Here is an 18,392-nt window from a genome sequence, read left to right on the forward strand (position 1 = left end):
AGCTTTATTTTTGGTCACACGAATGGTCCGATTGAAGGGCTGAACAACCAGACGAAGGTCATTAAGCGCAATGCGTTTGGCTTTCGCCGCTATGACCGGCTGCGTTTGAAGGTGCTATTGCATCACCAATTAAAAGAGCATACAAGTCGAGTAGGATAAACAAAGGAGCAGAGGTGTGTGGCAGTCTCTCAATTTGTGCAAAATGAGAAGGGGTGTCATGGCGGAGACGCCTACGGGAGTAGCGTCAGCCGAAGATCCTCGCGCGAAGCGCGATAGCTGAGGCGACGCCCGTGGCAAGCGTAGCCATGACACCCCCTACACTTCTATAAAAACAACATTTAGGTTTTTCAACAGCCTCAGAGGCGTATTGTCTCTACCCCAACATTTGACTTAGAACCTTTTTTCGTTGAATGGACAAAAAAAGGAGCGACTTTAAATGGAATGGACACTTCTCTTAGAGTACGGTTGGGTTCTCATCATTCTCATTATTTTGGAAGGAATACTCGCAGCTGATAATGCAGTTGTGTTAGCGATGATGGTAAAACACCTTCCAGAAAAACAACGAAAAAGAGCGTTATTTTACGGGCTAGCTGGTGCCTTTATTTTCCGATTAGCTGCTCTTGCGTTCGTCGCCATTCTCATTGAAGTGTGGCAAGTGCAAGCCATCGGTGCGCTATACTTGTTGTTCATCGCCATCAATCATTTTGTGAAAAAGTACGTGCGCAATAAAACGAACGTGAAAAAGGTCAAAAAACAACCCAAACAGTCAGGGTTCTGGATGACCGTATTAAAGGTAGAACTTGCCGATATTGCCTTTGCCGTCGACTCCATCCTTGCGGCTGTCGCCTTGGCGATGACGCTCACCCCAACGGGGTGGTTTACGGTAGGTCCACTTGACGGAGCACAGTTTGTTGTCGTATTTATCGGTGGTCTTACAGGTGTCATCATTATGCGCTTTGCCGCGGGTATTTTCATTCGGGTATTGGAAAACCGCCCTGGACTCGAGAACGGCGCGTATTTAATCGTCGGCTGGGTCGGTGTCAAACTCGCCGTATTTACTCTCGCTCACCCAAGCCTTGCGATCTTACCTGAACACTTTCCTGAAAGCACCGTATGGAAACTATTTTTCTGGGGAATCATGGCACTCATCATCGTACTCAGTTGGCTACTTTCCGCCCCTAAACAGCAGAAGAAATCAGATACTCAGGAAATCTCGAACCTGTAAAACGAGACACGTAAAATCAATCGCCCCAGCCCTCGCGTAGGTTGGGGCAATTCTTATTGGTGTAAAGACGGTTTGGATCGTTTAAGGTCAACATCGGTGGTCCAAATACGTCCGCCGTGTTTTCTTTACAGTCCAGACTACAAGTACAACATCGGTGACGAAACATCTGCCACCGTGTATTCTACGTACTCCAGAGCATAAGTACGACATCGGTTCGGTGCTGCCTCTTGGTTACGGTGTGGAAAAAAGTCCAAATGCCCCATATATTCATATTTGTGACACTTGAGAAAGAAAAATCATGATTTTAAACGTGAATGCGCACATAAACGGTGTCAACTGTCACAAATATTGCGATTTGTGACAGTTGAGTGCCGAAAGTGCCCGGTTTGAGGGCTGGATTGTCACATACGTGACCGACCGTCACATGCTTGTTCCAGGTGGTGACCCTCGGTCCTAACGTTTACCCTTCGGCAAACGTTTTTCGTGTTGCTCGCAACCTTTGCAGTGACGAACAACGATCGGCAACGATGTTGTCGAAGTGCAACGAGATGAATTTCAACAGACAATATGCAAGCACTCACCCGCAAAGGCCCATCTCGGTCATCCGATTCAATGAATTTCTTTCGTTCAACTTATATAGATCACTAAACCCCTAAGTTATTCGAAATACTCACACTACCGGAGTCGGGCACTGAGCTTTAGGCTTTAAAAGCGACCTTGAGCGCAGAATAAAGCGGCAATACGCCCCAAATCCCAATATCCCGTCTGCGCGAGCCGCGCCGAACCGAGACCGGTTTCGCTTCGGCCCCGCAGGGGCCGACAAGTTACTAGATCTTAAGCATAGTTGCGAAGAAACTGTTACCTAGTTGCGCCGATCTATACCCTAGTTCATCTCATTTTCCACTCAGCGGGAACTGGCGCACAACTCGGGAACAGAATCCCCAAAACTCGAGAACAGGTTGAGCCAGGTGCGGCGTCCCATCCCGCTCAAGCTACCAACATGTTTTCCACGCCGGCAAGATAAAACTGCGCGCGAGTTGGACCGATCTGCGCTCAATCTTTACCAATTCAGCACAATTAGTAAAATTAATCACAAAATTGCGCACGCACCCGAGCCGCAGTTCCAATATCAGGTCTTGATTATAGTTGCACCGAACTACTCCCAATTCCGTCTCACGTCTTTAATCAACGCAAACTCACGGCCTATTCAATAACATAATTAGTCCTGACAGACATCCGGTATTTGTGAACCGTATAAAATGACGTCTCGACGTGTCTATACTTACAACCTGTGCCAAAACCCCAGCCATTTCTTCCTTTATAATTCTATATAAAATTCTTCTATTTTTAATCAAAATTTGACAGATTCGCTCGTCCTACTTAACATTATAATTATTCCAGCATTTCGGAAATCATAAAAAGCAGCAGAAGAAAGGGAGACCGTGCATGAACACAACTTTCAGTCATGTAAAGCCTTTGTACGAACAAGCCTATGAACTTGTGAAAAGGTTAATTATGCACGGTGATATTGCACCGGGCCAAACGATTGTCGTCGCACAGTTGGCAGAACAACTACAAATTAGCCGTACCCCGCTGCGCGAGGCATTTAGACAATTATTGAAGGATCAACTTGTGACCGTCGACCGCAACGGCACATTGAAAGTGATGAGTTTGAGCTTGTCCGATTTTGAGCAGCTATTTGACTGTCGCATGATCTTGGAAAAGGATTTTATTGCGGATGTACACATGTCACTTACCGACCTTGAGATTGATGAATGGAGAAATCGGTTGGCATCTGCACGTCAAACGGCGGGCAATGCAACAGATGAGAGCATGCAAACATTGCATTTTATGTATGCGCATTTTTTCACGGTGTGCAAAAACCAACGTCTCTCACAGCTCGTCCAATCTACGTATTCACCACTATCCATCTACGCGATTGGACCAAGTCAAAATGCGATACATACAATGTTAGAGGAGCACGAGCAATTGCTTACCGCCATGAAGTCTGGAGACATTTCAGAGGTGCATGCGGTCATCGCTGAAATTAGTGCTGCAGAACGAGCGAGAGGTGCGGCTTATTTGGAAGCGCTAACAACGACTTAACGACTTCCGTAGTGCCAAAGCAGCCCCTCGAGCTGCTCGATTGTCTGCACATAATCATCGACAGCGACCCACTCATTCGGTTGGTGTGCTGTCTGACCTCGAATTGCACTCCAAATAATTATTGGGTACTTTGACTGAGCCCCCATGAATTGAGATCCATCTGTATAACCCGTCATCCCTTTCGCCGGGCGCTGGAAATGTTCTAGCATAAACTGTGCGAAAGGGTGATCTTCAGCAGTCTGCATCGGAGGCAAGTCGTTTAAAACCGAAATATGTGCTTCCAATTCAGGAATTGTTTTATTGACCGAATCAATCCGATCTTGTACGGCACGGATTACATCTACATGCTGCATCGACGGGACCGTGCGGATATCGAGCTGCAGTCGGCACAGATCAGGGACGACGTTCGTATTGCTACCCGCCGATAACACGTTCATGCTCATTGTTGGACCACCAAGCAGTGCATCCGGTTCATGGGACAATTGAAACTCAGAACGATTTAACTCATTCATAATTGCAACCATGTGCATCAACGCATTCACACCGCGATCAGGCCGCGATCCGTGAGCGGTGCGCCCCCTTGTCGTAAGTTCCAGCCACAGTGCCCCTTTATGTGTAATGATGACGTTTCCGCTCGTCGGCTCCGTAACGATCATCGCACTCACATCGTCGGTATAACCGCCTTCTGCAAGTTGCTTTGCACCAACGGCACCGACTTCTTCTCCGACAGAAGCAAAGCATTTCACATCAAACGGAAGCTTTTTCCCGGATTGTTTCAATCGGCACATCGTCGCTACGATTGCCATCAAGCCACTCTTCATATCACACGCACCCCGAGCATAGATCTTGCCGTCCTGCTCTTTAGCAGAAAACGGCGGGTAATCCCAAGGCTGTTCCCCTGGTGGGACCACATCCATATGGCCTGACAGACCGATCACATCTTTTGAAGAGCCATCTCCACGTAACGTCGCAACCACGTTTGACCTATCTTCTCCGTACACCACTTCCTCGGTAGGAATTCCGTACGCTGCAAATATACTTCGGAGCTTGTCCGCAACGAGTCGTTCATTCCCAGGCGGGTTCGTCGTGTCCATTTGTAATATTTCTTTTAAATGTTCAATCGCCAACGTATCATTCAAGACCGATCAACACCTTTTCTAATTGTGTGCGAAAGTATTCTCTTTCTTCGTTCGTAAAGGGCTTTGGCCCTTTTGTACGCTGCCCACTTTTTCGCCGCATCGCCCCTTCATGACGTTGCATGAGCAAGCGATCCATGCTCTCTTTTGAAAAGAAAAATCCGGTATGGTGCATGACGATGCATTGCTTTTCAAGTCCAAGAGCCGCGAGCCCATAATCACCGGTCACAATTACATCACCTGGCGTACTAAGCTGGATGATCTTGTAATCAGCCGCATCTGCCCCTTGATCAACATAGACCGTTTCAACTCCTTCATCTTCTACAATCGAAAAATGCGCATAACTTTTGACGAGCACTACCTGAATGGCAAATCGCTGCGCCATTTCAATAATCTCTGTTTGTACGGGGCTTGCGTCAGCATCCACTAAAATCTTCAATCTATTCACCTCTTTACTACGTAAAAAACCCGTAACGGTCACTGACCTCACGGGCTTTTCTCCTTATTGTTTCGTCGCCTCAATAAATGCCGCAAATAAACGATTGGCATACACATCTTCAGATAAATTCTCCGGATGCCACTGAACATTCAAAACAAAACGGTGAGCGTCACTTTCAAACGCTTCAATGACGCCGTCTGATGACGTTGCACTCACACGAAAGCCTGGAGCTATCTCTCTAACCGCTTGATGATGATAGCTGTTTACCCGGTAACGGGTGCTCCCAGACAATTCAGCGAGCTTCGTGTTTTGTACGACATCAATATAATGGGACGTGTGAAACCTCGGTGCTTTTTGTTGATGCTGCAGAAGCTCTTCATCCTTCTGCGCATATATATCTTGATACATATCGCCTCCAGCTGCAATGTTCACCACTTGACAGCCACGGCATATCGACAAAATCGGAAGGTCTCTCTTTAAGAATTCCTCAATAATCCGCATTTCAAACGTATCGCGGTCTGGGTGGATCGTTCCTAAACTCGGGTGCGGTTCTTCTCCGAACAACGTAGGGTCAATGTCTCCGCCCCCCGTAACGAGCAAACCGTCGAGTTTGTCACTCATCAATGCTGCCGCCCCGTCGAGCGTAACATTCGGCAAAATGAACGGTACCCCTCCATGATCGACAATACTACGAATGTTATCTTTAGAAATCATGTGGGTGCCGTCTTCCTTAATGCTTGAGGTAATGCCGATGATCGGCTTCTCCATACGATCCGTACTCCTTTTACACAGTTTGCTTCACTCGCTTAGCTTCTGCATCATGCTCGCCTTCTGTAATAATGTTCATTCGCTTAATCACGTCACTCATCTTACGGTATGCGTACATGTGCTTATAATCAATGTAGCGATTTGGCCATTGCAGACCTCGGTTGTTGAGCGCAGATTGCGGTAGCAATATTGGACGTTTATGTTCCATTGCATAATCCGCTTGTTGCAACACTTCGCTCTTATCACTCGCTTCAATAATGACATTTGCTGCTGCCATTCCGCTCATGAGTGCATAGCGCATCGGGAAATGCCAGCGTTGCACTTTGACTGAAGGAGGAAATTGGGAAATCACCAACCCTTTGTTCTCCAGCTTGCCTTGCAATGACTGGTGTTCACGAGGATGGAAGTGTGTTATTGGTGTGCCAAGAATGGCAATCGTTGGAATATCTTCATCAACGGTCGCTTGTTGAACGATCGAATCGATGCCTTTGGATAAACCTGAAATGATGACATACCCTTGTTTTCCGATCTCTTTGGACAACTGGTAAGCCGTTTCCTCTCCTTCTTTTGAAGGCTTACGGCTGCCAACGACGGTAACCAAATGCTCTTCCAGCAAGTCCGGATTGCCTCTCATGAAAAGAAATAACGGGGCATCTGATAGTGTATTCAACTGCGGTGGATAATGGACACCGCCTTTTTTCACAATGAGATCCTCTTCGCCTAACTGTTGAAAACCACCAACTACGGTAGAGTACGCTTTCTCTAACGCCTCTTGCTCAACGCCTAAATCCTCACTAATCTCTCGAATGTGTGGCGTGAGTTCCTCTGTCATTGGCCACTTGTCATACAAGCGCTCATACATCGGAACCGTTTTCTTATCTGATCCATTAAATATCGTTTGAATTGTGAAATAATTTATTGCTTCATACACGACTTCCGGCTCGTTTTTATGGAAGAGCGCAGTGATGAACATCATCTGATTCCCATCCATTCGCTTTCTGCGTTCCTCCAGATCGGTACGCATATATAAATTTCCACTCGGACTCGTCCGGACCGGCTTCACCTTGCCTGTATGCACAAGCTGATTCAGCCTTTGCGGGGTCACACCGAGATATGATGCTGCTTCACTAGCAAATAGTATTTCTTGTTCAATAACGGGCCGAAGAAACCTTGAATCCATCTCCTTCACGTTCATTTGCACTCATCCTTTTTTGTGTATTTGTTTTTCTATATTGTTATTCGGTCAAAGAGACGGATCATTCAGAAACCATTACATGTACCCTTGACTTTATAACATCTACACTCATCATATCACTATCCGTTTTTATTGTATATGTTATTTTCAAACTTTTTCGTTAAATTGATACCGCTTCCACTTGCTTCGAGTCGCAAAAATCGACATTTACCGCGGTTTTTAGCGTTATTTGTCGAATGATGTTTTTTATAATTAATCCATAATATGTTGAACGAAAGAATTTCTTCAAAAAGCAATGGTAAGCTTGGTAAGTGCAAACTGTGCTCAGCTACCCACAAGACATCGGCGCGGCTCGCGCCGAACCGAGTCAGATTTGGCTTCGGCCCGGTGGGGCCGACGTGTCGTTGGCACTTCATCCTGGAATCTACGCAGGAGTCTTGGGAAATCAGCTCTAAAGTCGGTGAAAAGCGCAAACTAGCGCGCAAAATGGCACCCAGCACCGCGCTCCCCCTTCCACCCAACAGTGCAAATCAAGAAAATGCTAAGTTCATTCCATATAGATCGTCAAGAATTTGGGAAAATCGACTTTTTTACCGTGATCTAGACCATTTTGGGTGTGATCTAGATCACCAATCTCCCAGAAATTACCAACACTAAACATCCATCCAAAGTAGATACAGGTGCAGCACCAAGGTGATGTTGCCCTTATACTCTTGAGTACATAGAAAACACGGTGGGCGTACTTTGACCACCGATGTTGCACTTGTAGTCTGGACTACATAGAAAACACGGTGGGCGTACTTTGACCACCGATGTTGACCTTGTGCTTTGGAGTACAAGCATTCACCAGCAGTGGAAAGCAACAATAGTGCATTTAGGAAAATATTTAGTTCATTCTATATATAATAAATAAGCGCACGCCCCAATCGGAGCATGCGCTGAGTATTTAATACGGATAATACGGCGGATAGTACGGTGGGTAAGGGGGTGGATATGGAGGGTAATACCCAGGGCCTCCAAATGTATTGCCAGCAATTCCACCAACGATGAGTCCAGGAATAAATCCTCCACCAAAACCATACCCCGGGCGTGGTGGACGAGGTGGTCCATGATGATGGTGATGGTGGTGATGCCCTCCTCCACCGTGACCATGTCCATGCCCATGCCCGAACTGCCGTACATCCTCTTCTTCGTAGTTAAATTCTTGCCCTTCATATGGGTATTCAGTTTCAATATTCATTGCACGTAACACCCCTTTCTTTCAACTGATACATCAGCCTATGCGAGAAAAGGAATTCGGTGCATTGCTACGGGTGAAGACGTTTCATAAATCCAATTAAATCATCACTTTGCTCCGTATCATCCGCGACCTTATTGTATTGCTCGTGTGAGCAAACTAAACATTTATGCAGGAGTTGATACCCCTTTTTTGAGTGAGACTTTACATCAACGGGTTCCATCAAGCCATGACACGACGATGCTCTGTCCCCTGGTACAATATCAACGTGCTTTGAGTACAAGCAAAACGGGCAATGATTACGATAGCTGCCATTACTTAAAGGAACGACTTGTTCCCTACAATGTTCACAAACAAATTGCGTATTCTCATCTGAACGACTCACGTCTTTACCTCCAATAAACAACCTGAAGATCAGTGTAGCATAAATCACGTAATGAGATCTTTCTGATGATTTCGGTGCCGATTTTGCTAGTCCCGATATTGTTACGTGCAAACGTCCGTCTGTAAAAAGACCCCAACTGTGGTCATATTATGGAGGAAAACGACCATCACTCAAATTGACTATTTTTATATATGCCAATCCGTCCTGCAAATAGGGTCTTTTAAGGAGCCAACTGCCTCGTATATTTCTTATTGTGACAGTTGATGACGTTTATGTGAGCATTCGGATGAAGAAGAGTGAATTTCCCTTTATCAACTGTCACAAATATTAGTTTTTGTGACGATTCGAGCATCTCTATATACGCCTCGTGAGCTAGGATGGGTGGCGGATCGTACCTTAACGCCTTTGCGAGACCGGTAGCGTTTTCCTCCCTCCACAGCCGTATGCAAATACTGGAGCCATACTCATGAAACACGAGACCAGTCGTTTGAGAAGTGAAAACACAAAAAAAGACCCGGGCGATACCCGGATCTTCTCGATCATTTATGATGGGTCTGCTGTTGCTGCATTAAAGAGATCAACGACTTGCTGTACCGATGCGAAACCACCTTCTGGCTTACGCTCAACAACCATTTCATACGCTGCTTGGCGTTCTTCCTCATTTAGCGCTTCATACGCTTCCACATTCACACCAAGGTCCTCAGCGTGTTCGATCAACCATGCAAAATGTTCAGAGGTTGCATCTGATGGATTATCTAACTCATTAATTTCTCTAGGCTCAACATGGAAATAAAACGGTACGCTTACAATTTCCTCATCCACGTATAGCGTTGAGAACTCGATATAGTACTCTCCAGACTCTTCAGCCAAGTCCATCATGATGATTGCTTCAAACTCACCGTTTTCATCTGTTTCCATCGTCACCCCAACACCGACAATATCGCCATCTTCATCAACGACGGTCGGTGTGACATTGACCATCCATTCTGAATCATATGGGTCAATTTCGCCCGTCAATTCCATCTGTTCTTCAACGTAATCATAATCTCCGATTGAATCGATCGTCACTTCGATCTCAGGCATCGTTTCGCCGTCGTTGACGTCTTCTAGCATCGCGACCACTTCATCAACCGTACCCGTCGGATAATCATCATCTGCAAATGCTGCTGCATAAGCTTCTGCTCGGTACGGCAACACCATATTGGCATCAAACGCACCGGTAACTTCTCGTAAGTTATGGAGATTGGAGATAACCATCAGCTCAGCGTCTTCTTCATCCATCTCATTCAATTGCTCTAGTGCACTCTCAATGGCAATGCGTTCCACCATTGCTTGTAGCTGATCGATAATATCATCAGCATCAAAATCTAGCTCGCTCACCACATCCACATACACTTGGCCTTCAACAATACCACCGACCACATACTCAAAATCATCACTTACCAATTCCAAGCGATTGAGTGCAGGCAAGATGTCGTCTTCATCCGCGCCTTGAATGGTTACAAGTGTCGTCTCAAGGTTCACGCTTGCGACGAAACGGTCGATATCCAGTACGGTCGACTCGCCATCATAACCGTCCATGTAGGAACTCACGTACTCAGAGAACACCTCTGACGACAGATCATCATGATCAAAGTCATACAAATCATTGAGGGCAGATAAGAAATCCGCTTCATCCTCATCAGCGTACGCTGCTTGTAGATCGGCAATTGCCGCTTCAATCGTGCCTGGTTCTGGTTCTGGTTCTGGTTCTGGTTCTGGCTCAGGTTCTGGATCTGGCTCGTCCGCTTCGGCCACACCGGTAAATGTGAGCGTCGTTGGCGATTCCCCGTACCAGAACGAATACTCCATTCCTTCCTCTTGCTCGCTCGTCGTTACGCGAACCGTATAGCCGTCGTCAATAATGTCCACATCGAGCGTCTCTAAACCGTCAAACGTGAAGTTCATCGCATCCGCTTCCGTTTGCGCCACATCAAAATGAACATCAACCGTCGTATAGTTCACCGCTTCAATGCCGGTAATGTCGCTCTCTTCGGTATATTGATGAATGAGCGCACGGTCTAGGAATACGGCAAAAGCAGAACGGGTCACTGTCTCTCCTGGGCGGAATTCTCCGCTCTCTACATAACTAATCCCGTGTTGCGTCAGAATCTCAATGTTCTCACGGTGGGCGTCGTATGCGTCATCCAAGTCGACGAGGTTCGTATCTTCACCTGTGTTCTCAAGCCCAAACGCACGCACGAGCACAGACGCCATCTGCTCACGGCTAATGCCGTTGCCTGCGTCAAACATCGTGCCGTCGAAACGTCCGACCATAATGCCTTCTTCTTGCATGATCGTCGCCGCTTCTGCGTACACACTATTACTTGATAAATCATCAAACGGAACATCCGTAACATTGTCACGTTCAAACCCTAGCGCATCGACGAGCAAGTTCGCCGTTTGCCCACGGTTGATCGTTTCACCTGGGCGGAACGTGCCATCAGAATAACCACTAATGACTCCACGCTCTGCATTACGAAGAATTTCGGTGTAGCCAAACGTGCTCGGTGTGACGTCACTAAACACCGCACCTTCTTCTGCATCGGCTACCTGTGCTGGGGTAGTCACCGTAAACGCCGTCGCTGCCATTGCGGCAGTAACTGTTCCGGCTAAAAATTTACGATACGATTTTGGTTGATAACTCATCAAATCTCTCCCTTATTTTTTATTGATTGCTTACAGCTTCATTAAATACGTCAACAATGTCACTTACCGTTTCATAACCTTCATCCGGTCGTTCATTCACGACAGTTTCATAGACCGATCGCTTTTGTTCATCGCTCAGTGCTTCATACGCCTCAGCGTTCACCTCAAGCTCTTCAGCATGTTCGATTAGCCAGGCAAAATAGTCCGCATTCGCCTCTTCAGCACTTCCCAAGTCGTTAATTAGACGGGGTTCAACGTGGAAGTAGAACGGGAACGACACCGTTTCATCAGCCCAATCATTGTTTAAAATCACGGTAAACATGCCGGACTCTTCAATTCGCTCCATGTCAATCATGCCCACGAATTCGCCATCTTCGTGCATCGTCATGCCTGCTCCGCCATGAGGTTCATCCAACATCCCACCGTCTTCATCACCAAGTTCAGGAATGAACGACATCGGCCATTCAATGTCCCACTCTGAAATAGTTCCAGAAAACGTTAATTCTTCGAGACGATAATCATATTCATCGACGCTATCGATGGTAATTTCAATGTCTGGCATCGTGTCACCGGCATTGATGTCTTCGAGCATCGCAACAATATCCTCAACCGTTCCCGTTGGATAATCATCATCTGCAAAAGCTTCGCTGTATTGCTCCGCTCGATACGGAAGAACGAGTTGCTTTTCAAAGGCTCCAGTAAGTTCACTTAGCTCAAGAAGTCCACGGGTCACTTCACTCGGAATCATGTCTTCATCTAAGTCATCCATGTCGTGCAAACCCTCAATGAGTAACTCAATATTCAAACGCTCTACTGTCTCTTGAATTTGATCAATAATGTCAGGGCTATCAAAATCTAGCGCTGAAATTTGCTCTACGTATCGATCAAGGTCTTCAATACCAGTGATTGGCGAATACTCAAAGTCAGACACTTGACTGAGCCGGTTTAACGCCTGAAGTAAATCATCTTCATCTGCCGCTTCAATCATAACGAGTGTCGTGTCTAAGTTAACGCGGGAAACCCAGCTGTCAATGTCAGACACGCTCGACTCACCTTTATACGCATCCATATACGCCGTCACGTATTCGGCGTACACTTCGGCAGACAAATCATCATGTTCAAACTCATAAATTTCATTGAGCGCTTCCAGAAATTCCACGTCATCCTCATCAGCGTACGCCACTTGTAGATCAGCAATTGCCGCTTCAATCGTGCCCGGTTCTGGTTCTGGTTCCGGCTCAGGTTCAGGTTCTGGATCTGGCTCGTCCGCTTCGGCGACACCGGTAAACGTGAGCGTCGTCGGCGATTCCCCGTACCAGAACGAATACTCCGTTCCTTCCTCTTGCTCGCTCGTCGTTACGCGAACCGTATAGCCGTCGTCGATAATGTCGACATCGAGCGTCTCTAACCCGTCAAACGTGAAGTTCATCGCATCCGCTTCCGTTTGCACCACATCAAAGTGTACATCAACCGTCGTATGGTTTACCGCTTCAATGCCGGTAATGTCGCTTTCCTGGGTATACTGATGAATGAGCGCACGGTCTAGGAATACGGCAAAAGCTGAACGGGTCACTGTCTCTCCTGGACGGAATTCTCCGCTCTCTACAGTACTAATCCCGTGTTGCGTCAGAATCTCGATGTTCTCACGATGGGCGGCGTATGCGTCATCCAAGTCGACGAGGTTCGTATCTTCACCTGTATTCTCAAGCCCAAACGCACGCACGAGCACAGACGCCATCTGCTCACGGCTAATGCCGTTGCCTGCGTCAAACATCGTGCCGTCGAAACGGCCGACCATAATGCCTTCTTCTTGCATGATCGTCGCCGCTTCTGCGTACACACTATTACTTGATAAATCATCAAACGGAACATCCGTAACATTGTCACGTTCAAACCCTAGCGCATCGACGAGCAAGTTCGCCGTTTGCCCACGGTTGATCGTTTCACCTGGGCGGAATGTACCATCTGAGTAGCCACTAATGATGCCTCTCTCCGCATTGCGAAGAATTTCTGTGTAGCCAAACGTGCTCGGTGTGACGTCACTAAACACTGCACCTTCTTCTGCATCGGCTACCTGTGCTGGGGTAGTCACCGTAAAAGCCGTCGCCGCCATTGCGGCCGTAACTGTTCCGGCTAAAAACTTACGATAAGACCTTGGTTTGTAGCTCATGGAACCTCTCCTTTATCAATTATAAATTCAGACTATAGTTCTACTACCCTATGTATCTTGTTTTTACACACACATTTCAAATAATTTAAACTTATTTCAGAGATTACAGCTAATTAAAAAGACAACGTTAGTATTCAAAGGTGTATATTGATTTAATATTTTGCCGACAAAACCCACCCTGTCTCGGTAACTACTCGGAATTCTTGTACGCTGAGGTTTTTCATTCGGGATTACGTCCGTATAATTGTGTAAAAAGAAAGAGTCATATCATTCCCTTTTGACCAAACTGTTTTTGTCCAACCAAAAACAATCCGAAAAGAGGAAATGAAATGACTCAATTACAGTTTACCCTTGATATGGAAGATTTAATAGAGATGGTGATGAGTTCAAACATGGAAGCGGTGGTTCGATCTTCGATTGTGTTGATCTTAATCTAGTAAACCACTGGACTAGCATTTTAAAATCTAGTCATTATCATAAAAAAAGACCGGGCTAAGTGCCCGGTCTTTCGCCATTACATTTATTAACGAGTTGCCGGAAGAACGAATGTTCCACCGCCGTAAAGGTCAGCAATAACGATCGTTACTTCTTCATCGCTGCTAGAGAAGATAATTTCTTCAATCATATCTGCAGTGATTGTTTCTACATTTGACTCAAGAGCTTCAAGGTTTGAAATCATCGTACCTTCAGCGTTTACAACGAGCTCTTCATCTTCTTTAACAGTAAGCTCAGTTACTTGTGGAGCACTGTTCTCAACAGTCACTTCGATTGAAGCTAGCACTGTTCTAAAGCCACCTTCAACTTGCTCAAGCGTAATCGTAGCTGTACCTACACCGTTAGCTTCTACAGCGTAGTCAGTAACGTTCTCACCGTTGTTGATGTCTACAACATCAAGGTTTGAAGACGTTACTTCAATGCTGCCAGGTAATGCGTCAAGCGCAGCGGCGACATCTGCTTGTGCAACTTGTACACCTTCATAAGAGCCATTTACTGACAACGTCTCAGTAACTACTTCTCCAGTTGGTGTATCTGCATCTTCAACGAATAGATCAAGAACTTCTTCATCCATGTCAAAGAAGTAGCTATCTACGCCATTGTCTTCATGCTCGATGATTTCAACAGTGACGGAACCAAGTTCAACATCATCATGAGTGAAGTCTACGGTATACGTACCTGCTTCAAGACCACCTTCAGTTACTTCATTAAGGTTAACGATGATTTGACCTTCGTCATTAATCGACTGATCATCTGTCACAGTTTCACCTTCAGCATCAGTGATCTCAACATCAACGCTCTCATCACCTGTCCAAACACCACCGTACTGGTTCACTGCATTTACAGTAAGGTTTCCTACAATTCCATCAGCATTGCGAACGAAGCGATTCGTTTCACCAGCTTCTTTAATTGCAGAAAGTTCTTCCGCACCGATAACTTCAATATCCAATGTTACCGCTTCTTCAATACCGTCAAAAGAAACAGTAAGAGTTGTTGTTCCTTCATTAACAAGGTTTAAGCGCTCATTGTTGTAGTTCGCAACTGATGAAACGCTAGAACGAATGTCTTCTACTGTAAGTTCTTCAACAACTTCTTCGTCCAGCTCTTCACCGAATGCATTTACCGCTCCAACAGCTCTTACTTCTACCTCATCGTCATGGTTAATTGGCGCTTGATTGTTCTCAAGCTGATCTTCCCCGATGAAAAGTGCAGCTTCTGGAACTTCTGTCGCTACGTTTGCATCAAAGATATTTACGTCTTGGCGCTCTGTACGAACTGTCGTTTCACCGTCAGTAATTTCAACAGCGTAAGAAATTGTGTCCTCATGGCTGAATTCGCTTGCATCGAACAATCCGTCTTCATTTAATTCGAAGTCGTTGTCGTTGAATACGTACTCCACCTCATACCCAGCTTCTTCAAGCTCAGCTGCAGAAAATGCATGTCCGTCAACAGTGAATTCAAGCGCTTGGCCTTCTTCGTTGCGGATCATTGTTGTTGTAGCTGCTGCTGCTTCAAGTGGAAGGATGAGTTCTGTAATTTCGAAATCAACGCTTGCTTCAGCGTCGCCAACTGTGATTTCAGCTGTGTATTCGCCTGGAAGGAATCCAGCAAATTCTGCTGAAATTGCTTCGTCTTCAATCGCTACGTCTGCTTCTTGAACTGTTTCGCCGTCAGCGTCAACGATTGCGACGTGCGCTTCTGCATCTTCAGCAGCACCTGTTACGTCAGCTGTAACTGTTGCAGTTGAGCCTTCAACGTTTGCTTCAGCAGTTTCAATCGCCACTTCTTCAACTTCACCAGCTTCGCCGCTACCGATAAATGAAAGCGTCGTGCGCTCGCCGTCGAAGCTAAGCGTGTACGCTGTATCTTCAACTTGGTCACTCGTTGTAAGCGTAATCACATTGTCGTCTGTAGATTCAGCATCTAAGACGTCAAGGTCGTTGTTGAATGTAAAGAAATCAGCTGTGATGTCTTCTGCATTAACTTCGTGATCAAACGCCACTTCAACTGTGTTTTGGTCTAAAGCAGTAACACTTACAAGACCAGAATCTTGTGTGTGCACAACGTCGAACGTGCGCTCTAAGAATGTTGCCATTTGTCCACGTGTTACAGACGCTTGTGGATTAAAGTGGTTATCTCTCGTTGACGTGATGTTGTATTGAGCGAGAATTTCGATGTTTTCACGGTGTGCAGAGTATGCATCATCGATATCTTCAACAACTGCGTCAGAACCTTCAATTGGTTGAAGATCGAACGCACGAACGATCATCGATGCGACTTGCTCTCTAGATACATCAAGACCTGTGTCAAATTGTGTATTACCAAGACGTCCAGTCATAACGCCTGCCTCTGTTACCGCTTTAACAACAGGAGCAAAACTACTTGCAGATGAAACATCTGGGTAAAGATCTTCTTCTACTTTTTCAGGAACATCAAGATCGAGGGCACGCGCCATCATTGTCGCTGCTTGTCCACGAATAATGTTATCTGATGGACGGAATGTGTTATCTGAGCTATAGCCCGTGATAATGCCGCGCTCCGCTGCACGTTCAATATTTTCAAAATGTGTATCCGTTGGTGGAACATCAACAAATGTTTGCTCTTGAGCTTCTGCTACTTGCTGCGGTGTCGTTACTGCGAATGCAGATGCCGCCATTGCTGCAGTCATTGTACCTGCAATTACTTTGCGATAAGACTTCGGATTATAAGCCATTCATATTGCCTCCTAGCAAATTATCATACTGAGTTTTTAGGATTAGGACCCCAAGATCATTTTTGGAAGATACTAACATGAAATATTATATAAACTATGAATTTAGTATGTCAAATAATATTTTCATATATTTCCCATGTACTATTTTTCCTGTCATCACTGGATATTCTGAATATTGATCTTGAAAATATAGCGCTTTCATGGGTTTTATAACCTTTCAAGCTAATAATTTCTAGGATTAACAAGACCCAAAAATAGTTTTACAGGAAAACATTACTAGTATATTTCATAAACTACCATATCACTCATCTCCCTTATCTTAAACCTACGTTTTGCTCATTTCTCGAATTCATGATTTTTTCTATAAAAATACTTCCATGGTCTGTTTTTTGTGTTTTATTCTATTATTTTCACTTCAATCTAACACGATGAACATATAGTTTATGAATTATTCAACTTATAAAGATTCTATATTACTAATTCAACACACAACTAAATTCCCACCACTTCTTGAAGTGAAACTGACGCTTCTGTATGTCTTTTGTCGTGGGTCATTAATACCTAAACCAAGCTATGCTCGACGATACATAAAAACAAGCGTTAGGACCTTTGCCGATCCTAACGCTTGTTTTTTTCACACCGATTCAGTTGCTTCGAGTTGTTCCAGAGCTGTATTCACTTCTTGAATATCTTCTTCCAAAACACTCACCATCTGTTTATGCCTGTTGGATAATGTGCTCGTCGAAATGGAGAAGTGTTCAGCAATGGATTTCTTTGTGACCTTTTCACCTGCGATGTTTGTTTCAATCAAGTAAGTGAGTGCGGCCGCATAGCTTTCAGGCTTTTGAATGCGCGGATTTTCACGCTCAGTATACCGCTGCCACAACAACTCTCCCACTTCTTTATACTCAGGCTTTCCATGGGCTTCAATGTAGCTATTGTACCCGTTCGCCACGACTTGTTGTTCTTTTGAATCATAACGCTCAGTGCGTGTTTCACTCGTTTGCTCTTCTTTTTTTCCGTATAAACTAAGCATAAGCACATGCATGAAATGATCATCCATAAACGTTTCAGATTGATCACTCGCTTCGAAGGCCTCAATGATCAGTTGTTCTCGATCCTTTGCAACCGTTCCGAGTAAGTGCAACGGAGCGGCAAGTGATTGGTAACTGTCGCCTGCTGGCAATAATACCGCCAGCAAAATTTCACCACGTTCCGGTGCTCGATCTTCCGAACGCTCCTCAGGGTTTAAAATAAGCTGCCTTCTCTCATTAGAAAACAGGTCTTCCACAAAGATAAGGTCCTTTGACTCGGCTTCTAGCACACGATAGACCGAAGGACCGACAGATGGCCAGCGTTTGAAACTTTCCTCAACAGAAGGTCTCCAAATACTTTTTTGTTTATGTTTAACAAAACGCTCCATCATCGTATGGCCCTCAAACGGATGTTTCGTGATGACCCACAACCCCGAAAAAAAGTACGCAAAATCTCGGCCTTGCCGATCGAGTTTGTCCAAGTCATATACACTCCGAATGACTCGATCAATTCTCTTCGCATCTTTTTTCATCGTTTGTTGCAAAAACTCCTCTTGCAACGACTTTAAATTTTCATTAACCGTTTGTGCGATCGGCATTGCCGGTTCTTTTCCGTGGCATTTCTTGTATTTTTTCCCGCTTCCACACGGGCAAGGTTCATTTCTTCCTACATGTTCGATGATCATCCGCTCCTTATACATATAAAACGCTTGGCTCACCACCAAGCGAATGTCATGCTATAAGACTACGATAATCCATTCCTTGCAAAATGACAATCTCCCTAGCGAGCATAGCGCCAAT

At 45.4% G+C, this 18,392-nt stretch carries 14 protein-coding genes; 3 read left to right on the top strand and 11 right to left on the bottom strand.

What is annotated here, in order from left to right:
• From ACE1TF_RS13450 to ACE1TF_RS13460, 3 genes are all read left to right on the top strand, one after another.
• A partial coding sequence (locus ACE1TF_RS13450) for a transposase (protein ID WP_375016289.1) occupies positions 1-159 on the top strand: 159 nt, incomplete at its 5' end.
• A 277-nt stretch (positions 160-436) separates the two neighbouring features.
• Positions 437-1,225, top strand: a complete 789-nt coding sequence (locus tag ACE1TF_RS13455) for a TerC family protein (protein ID WP_042397823.1) — start codon at positions 437-439, stop codon at positions 1,223-1,225.
• 1,446 nt (positions 1,226-2,671) lie between these two features.
• Positions 2,672-3,331, top strand: a complete 660-nt coding sequence (locus ACE1TF_RS13460; RefSeq protein ID WP_375017468.1) for a GntR family transcriptional regulator — start codon at positions 2,672-2,674, stop codon at positions 3,329-3,331.
• Here ACE1TF_RS13460 and ACE1TF_RS13465 read toward each other — a convergent pair.
• From ACE1TF_RS13465 to ACE1TF_RS13515, 11 genes are all read right to left on the bottom strand, one after another.
• A complete protein-coding gene (locus ACE1TF_RS13465; RefSeq protein WP_375017470.1) occupies positions 3,328-4,470 on the bottom strand; it encodes a M20 family metallopeptidase in 1,143 nt (380 codons plus the stop codon). The two genes, ACE1TF_RS13460 and ACE1TF_RS13465, sit on opposite strands and share 4 nt — an antisense overlap.
• Complete coding sequence (locus ACE1TF_RS13470; protein ID WP_373900462.1) at positions 4,463-4,915, bottom strand: YaiI/YqxD family protein; 453 nt, start codon at positions 4,913-4,915, stop codon at positions 4,463-4,465. Before ACE1TF_RS13470 ends, ACE1TF_RS13465 begins: the two co-directional genes overlap by 8 nt.
• Positions 4,916-4,969: 54 nt before the next feature.
• Positions 4,970-5,674: a gamma-glutamyl-gamma-aminobutyrate hydrolase family protein gene (locus tag ACE1TF_RS13475; protein WP_375017472.1), complete on the bottom strand. Its 705-nt coding sequence runs from the start codon at positions 5,672-5,674 to the stop codon at positions 4,970-4,972.
• 16 nt (positions 5,675-5,690) lie between these two features.
• Positions 5,691-6,869: a DNA-processing protein DprA gene (locus ACE1TF_RS13480; RefSeq protein ID WP_375017474.1), complete on the bottom strand. Its 1,179-nt coding sequence runs from the start codon at positions 6,867-6,869 to the stop codon at positions 5,691-5,693.
• 119 nt (positions 6,870-6,988) lie between these two features.
• Positions 6,989-7,369, bottom strand: a complete 381-nt coding sequence (locus ACE1TF_RS13485; RefSeq protein ID WP_042398916.1) for a hypothetical protein — start codon at positions 7,367-7,369, stop codon at positions 6,989-6,991.
• A gap of 446 nt (positions 7,370-7,815) precedes the next feature.
• Positions 7,816-8,109: a hypothetical protein gene (locus tag ACE1TF_RS13490; protein ID WP_375017476.1), complete on the bottom strand. Its 294-nt coding sequence runs from the start codon at positions 8,107-8,109 to the stop codon at positions 7,816-7,818.
• A gap of 67 nt (positions 8,110-8,176) precedes the next feature.
• Positions 8,177-8,491 carry an RNHCP domain-containing protein gene (locus ACE1TF_RS13495; protein ID WP_202963220.1) on the bottom strand — a complete coding sequence of 105 codons (315 nt, stop codon included), beginning with the start codon at positions 8,489-8,491 and terminating at the stop codon, positions 8,177-8,179.
• Between the two features lie 543 nt (positions 8,492-9,034).
• A complete protein-coding gene (locus ACE1TF_RS13500) occupies positions 9,035-11,179 on the bottom strand; it encodes an S-layer homology domain-containing protein (RefSeq protein ID WP_375017478.1) in 2,145 nt (714 codons plus the stop codon).
• Between the two features lie 19 nt (positions 11,180-11,198).
• The gene (locus tag ACE1TF_RS13505; protein ID WP_375017480.1) at positions 11,199-13,349 is read right to left on the bottom strand and encodes an S-layer homology domain-containing protein; all 2,151 of its coding nucleotides are present in this window, start codon (positions 13,347-13,349) and stop codon (positions 11,199-11,201) included.
• Between the two features lie 523 nt (positions 13,350-13,872).
• On the bottom strand, positions 13,873-16,557 hold the full coding sequence (locus tag ACE1TF_RS13510; protein ID WP_375017482.1) for an S-layer homology domain-containing protein: 2,685 nt from the start codon (positions 16,555-16,557) through the stop codon (positions 13,873-13,875).
• A gap of 634 nt (positions 16,558-17,191) precedes the next feature.
• Positions 17,192-18,277 (bottom strand): YecA family protein, encoded by a 1,086-nt coding sequence (locus ACE1TF_RS13515; RefSeq protein WP_375017484.1) that lies wholly within the window; start codon positions 18,275-18,277, stop codon positions 17,192-17,194.
• Positions 18,278-18,392 lie beyond the last annotated feature (115 nt).

The organism is Geomicrobium sp. JSM 1781026 (assembly GCF_041949955.1).
Classification (GTDB): Bacteria; Bacillota; Bacilli; order Bacillales; family Marinococcaceae; genus Geomicrobium_A.

Excerpts from the sequence above, each read along its gene's own strand:
- ACE1TF_RS13515 (WP_375017484.1), bottom strand. The coding sequence starts at position 18,277 with ATGATCATCGAACATGTAGGAAGAAATGAACCTTGCCCGTGTGGAAGC.
- ACE1TF_RS13455 (WP_042397823.1), top strand. The coding sequence starts at position 437 with ATGGAATGGACACTTCTCTTAGAGTACGGTTGGGTTCTCATCATTCTC.
- ACE1TF_RS13460 (WP_375017468.1), top strand. The coding sequence starts at position 2,672 with ATGAACACAACTTTCAGTCATGTAAAGCCTTTGTACGAACAAGCCTAT.
- ACE1TF_RS13480 (WP_375017474.1), bottom strand. The coding sequence starts at position 6,869 with ATGAACGTGAAGGAGATGGATTCAAGGTTTCTTCGGCCCGTTATTGAA.
- ACE1TF_RS13505 (WP_375017480.1), bottom strand. The coding sequence starts at position 13,349 with ATGAGCTACAAACCAAGGTCTTATCGTAAGTTTTTAGCCGGAACAGTT.
- ACE1TF_RS13490 (WP_375017476.1), bottom strand. The coding sequence starts at position 8,109 with ATGAATATTGAAACTGAATACCCATATGAAGGGCAAGAATTTAACTAC.
- ACE1TF_RS13500 (WP_375017478.1), bottom strand. The coding sequence starts at position 11,179 with ATGAGTTATCAACCAAAATCGTATCGTAAATTTTTAGCCGGAACAGTT.
- ACE1TF_RS13510 (WP_375017482.1), bottom strand. The coding sequence starts at position 16,557 with ATGGCTTATAATCCGAAGTCTTATCGCAAAGTAATTGCAGGTACAATG.
- ACE1TF_RS13475 (WP_375017472.1), bottom strand. The coding sequence starts at position 5,674 with ATGGAGAAGCCGATCATCGGCATTACCTCAAGCATTAAGGAAGACGGC.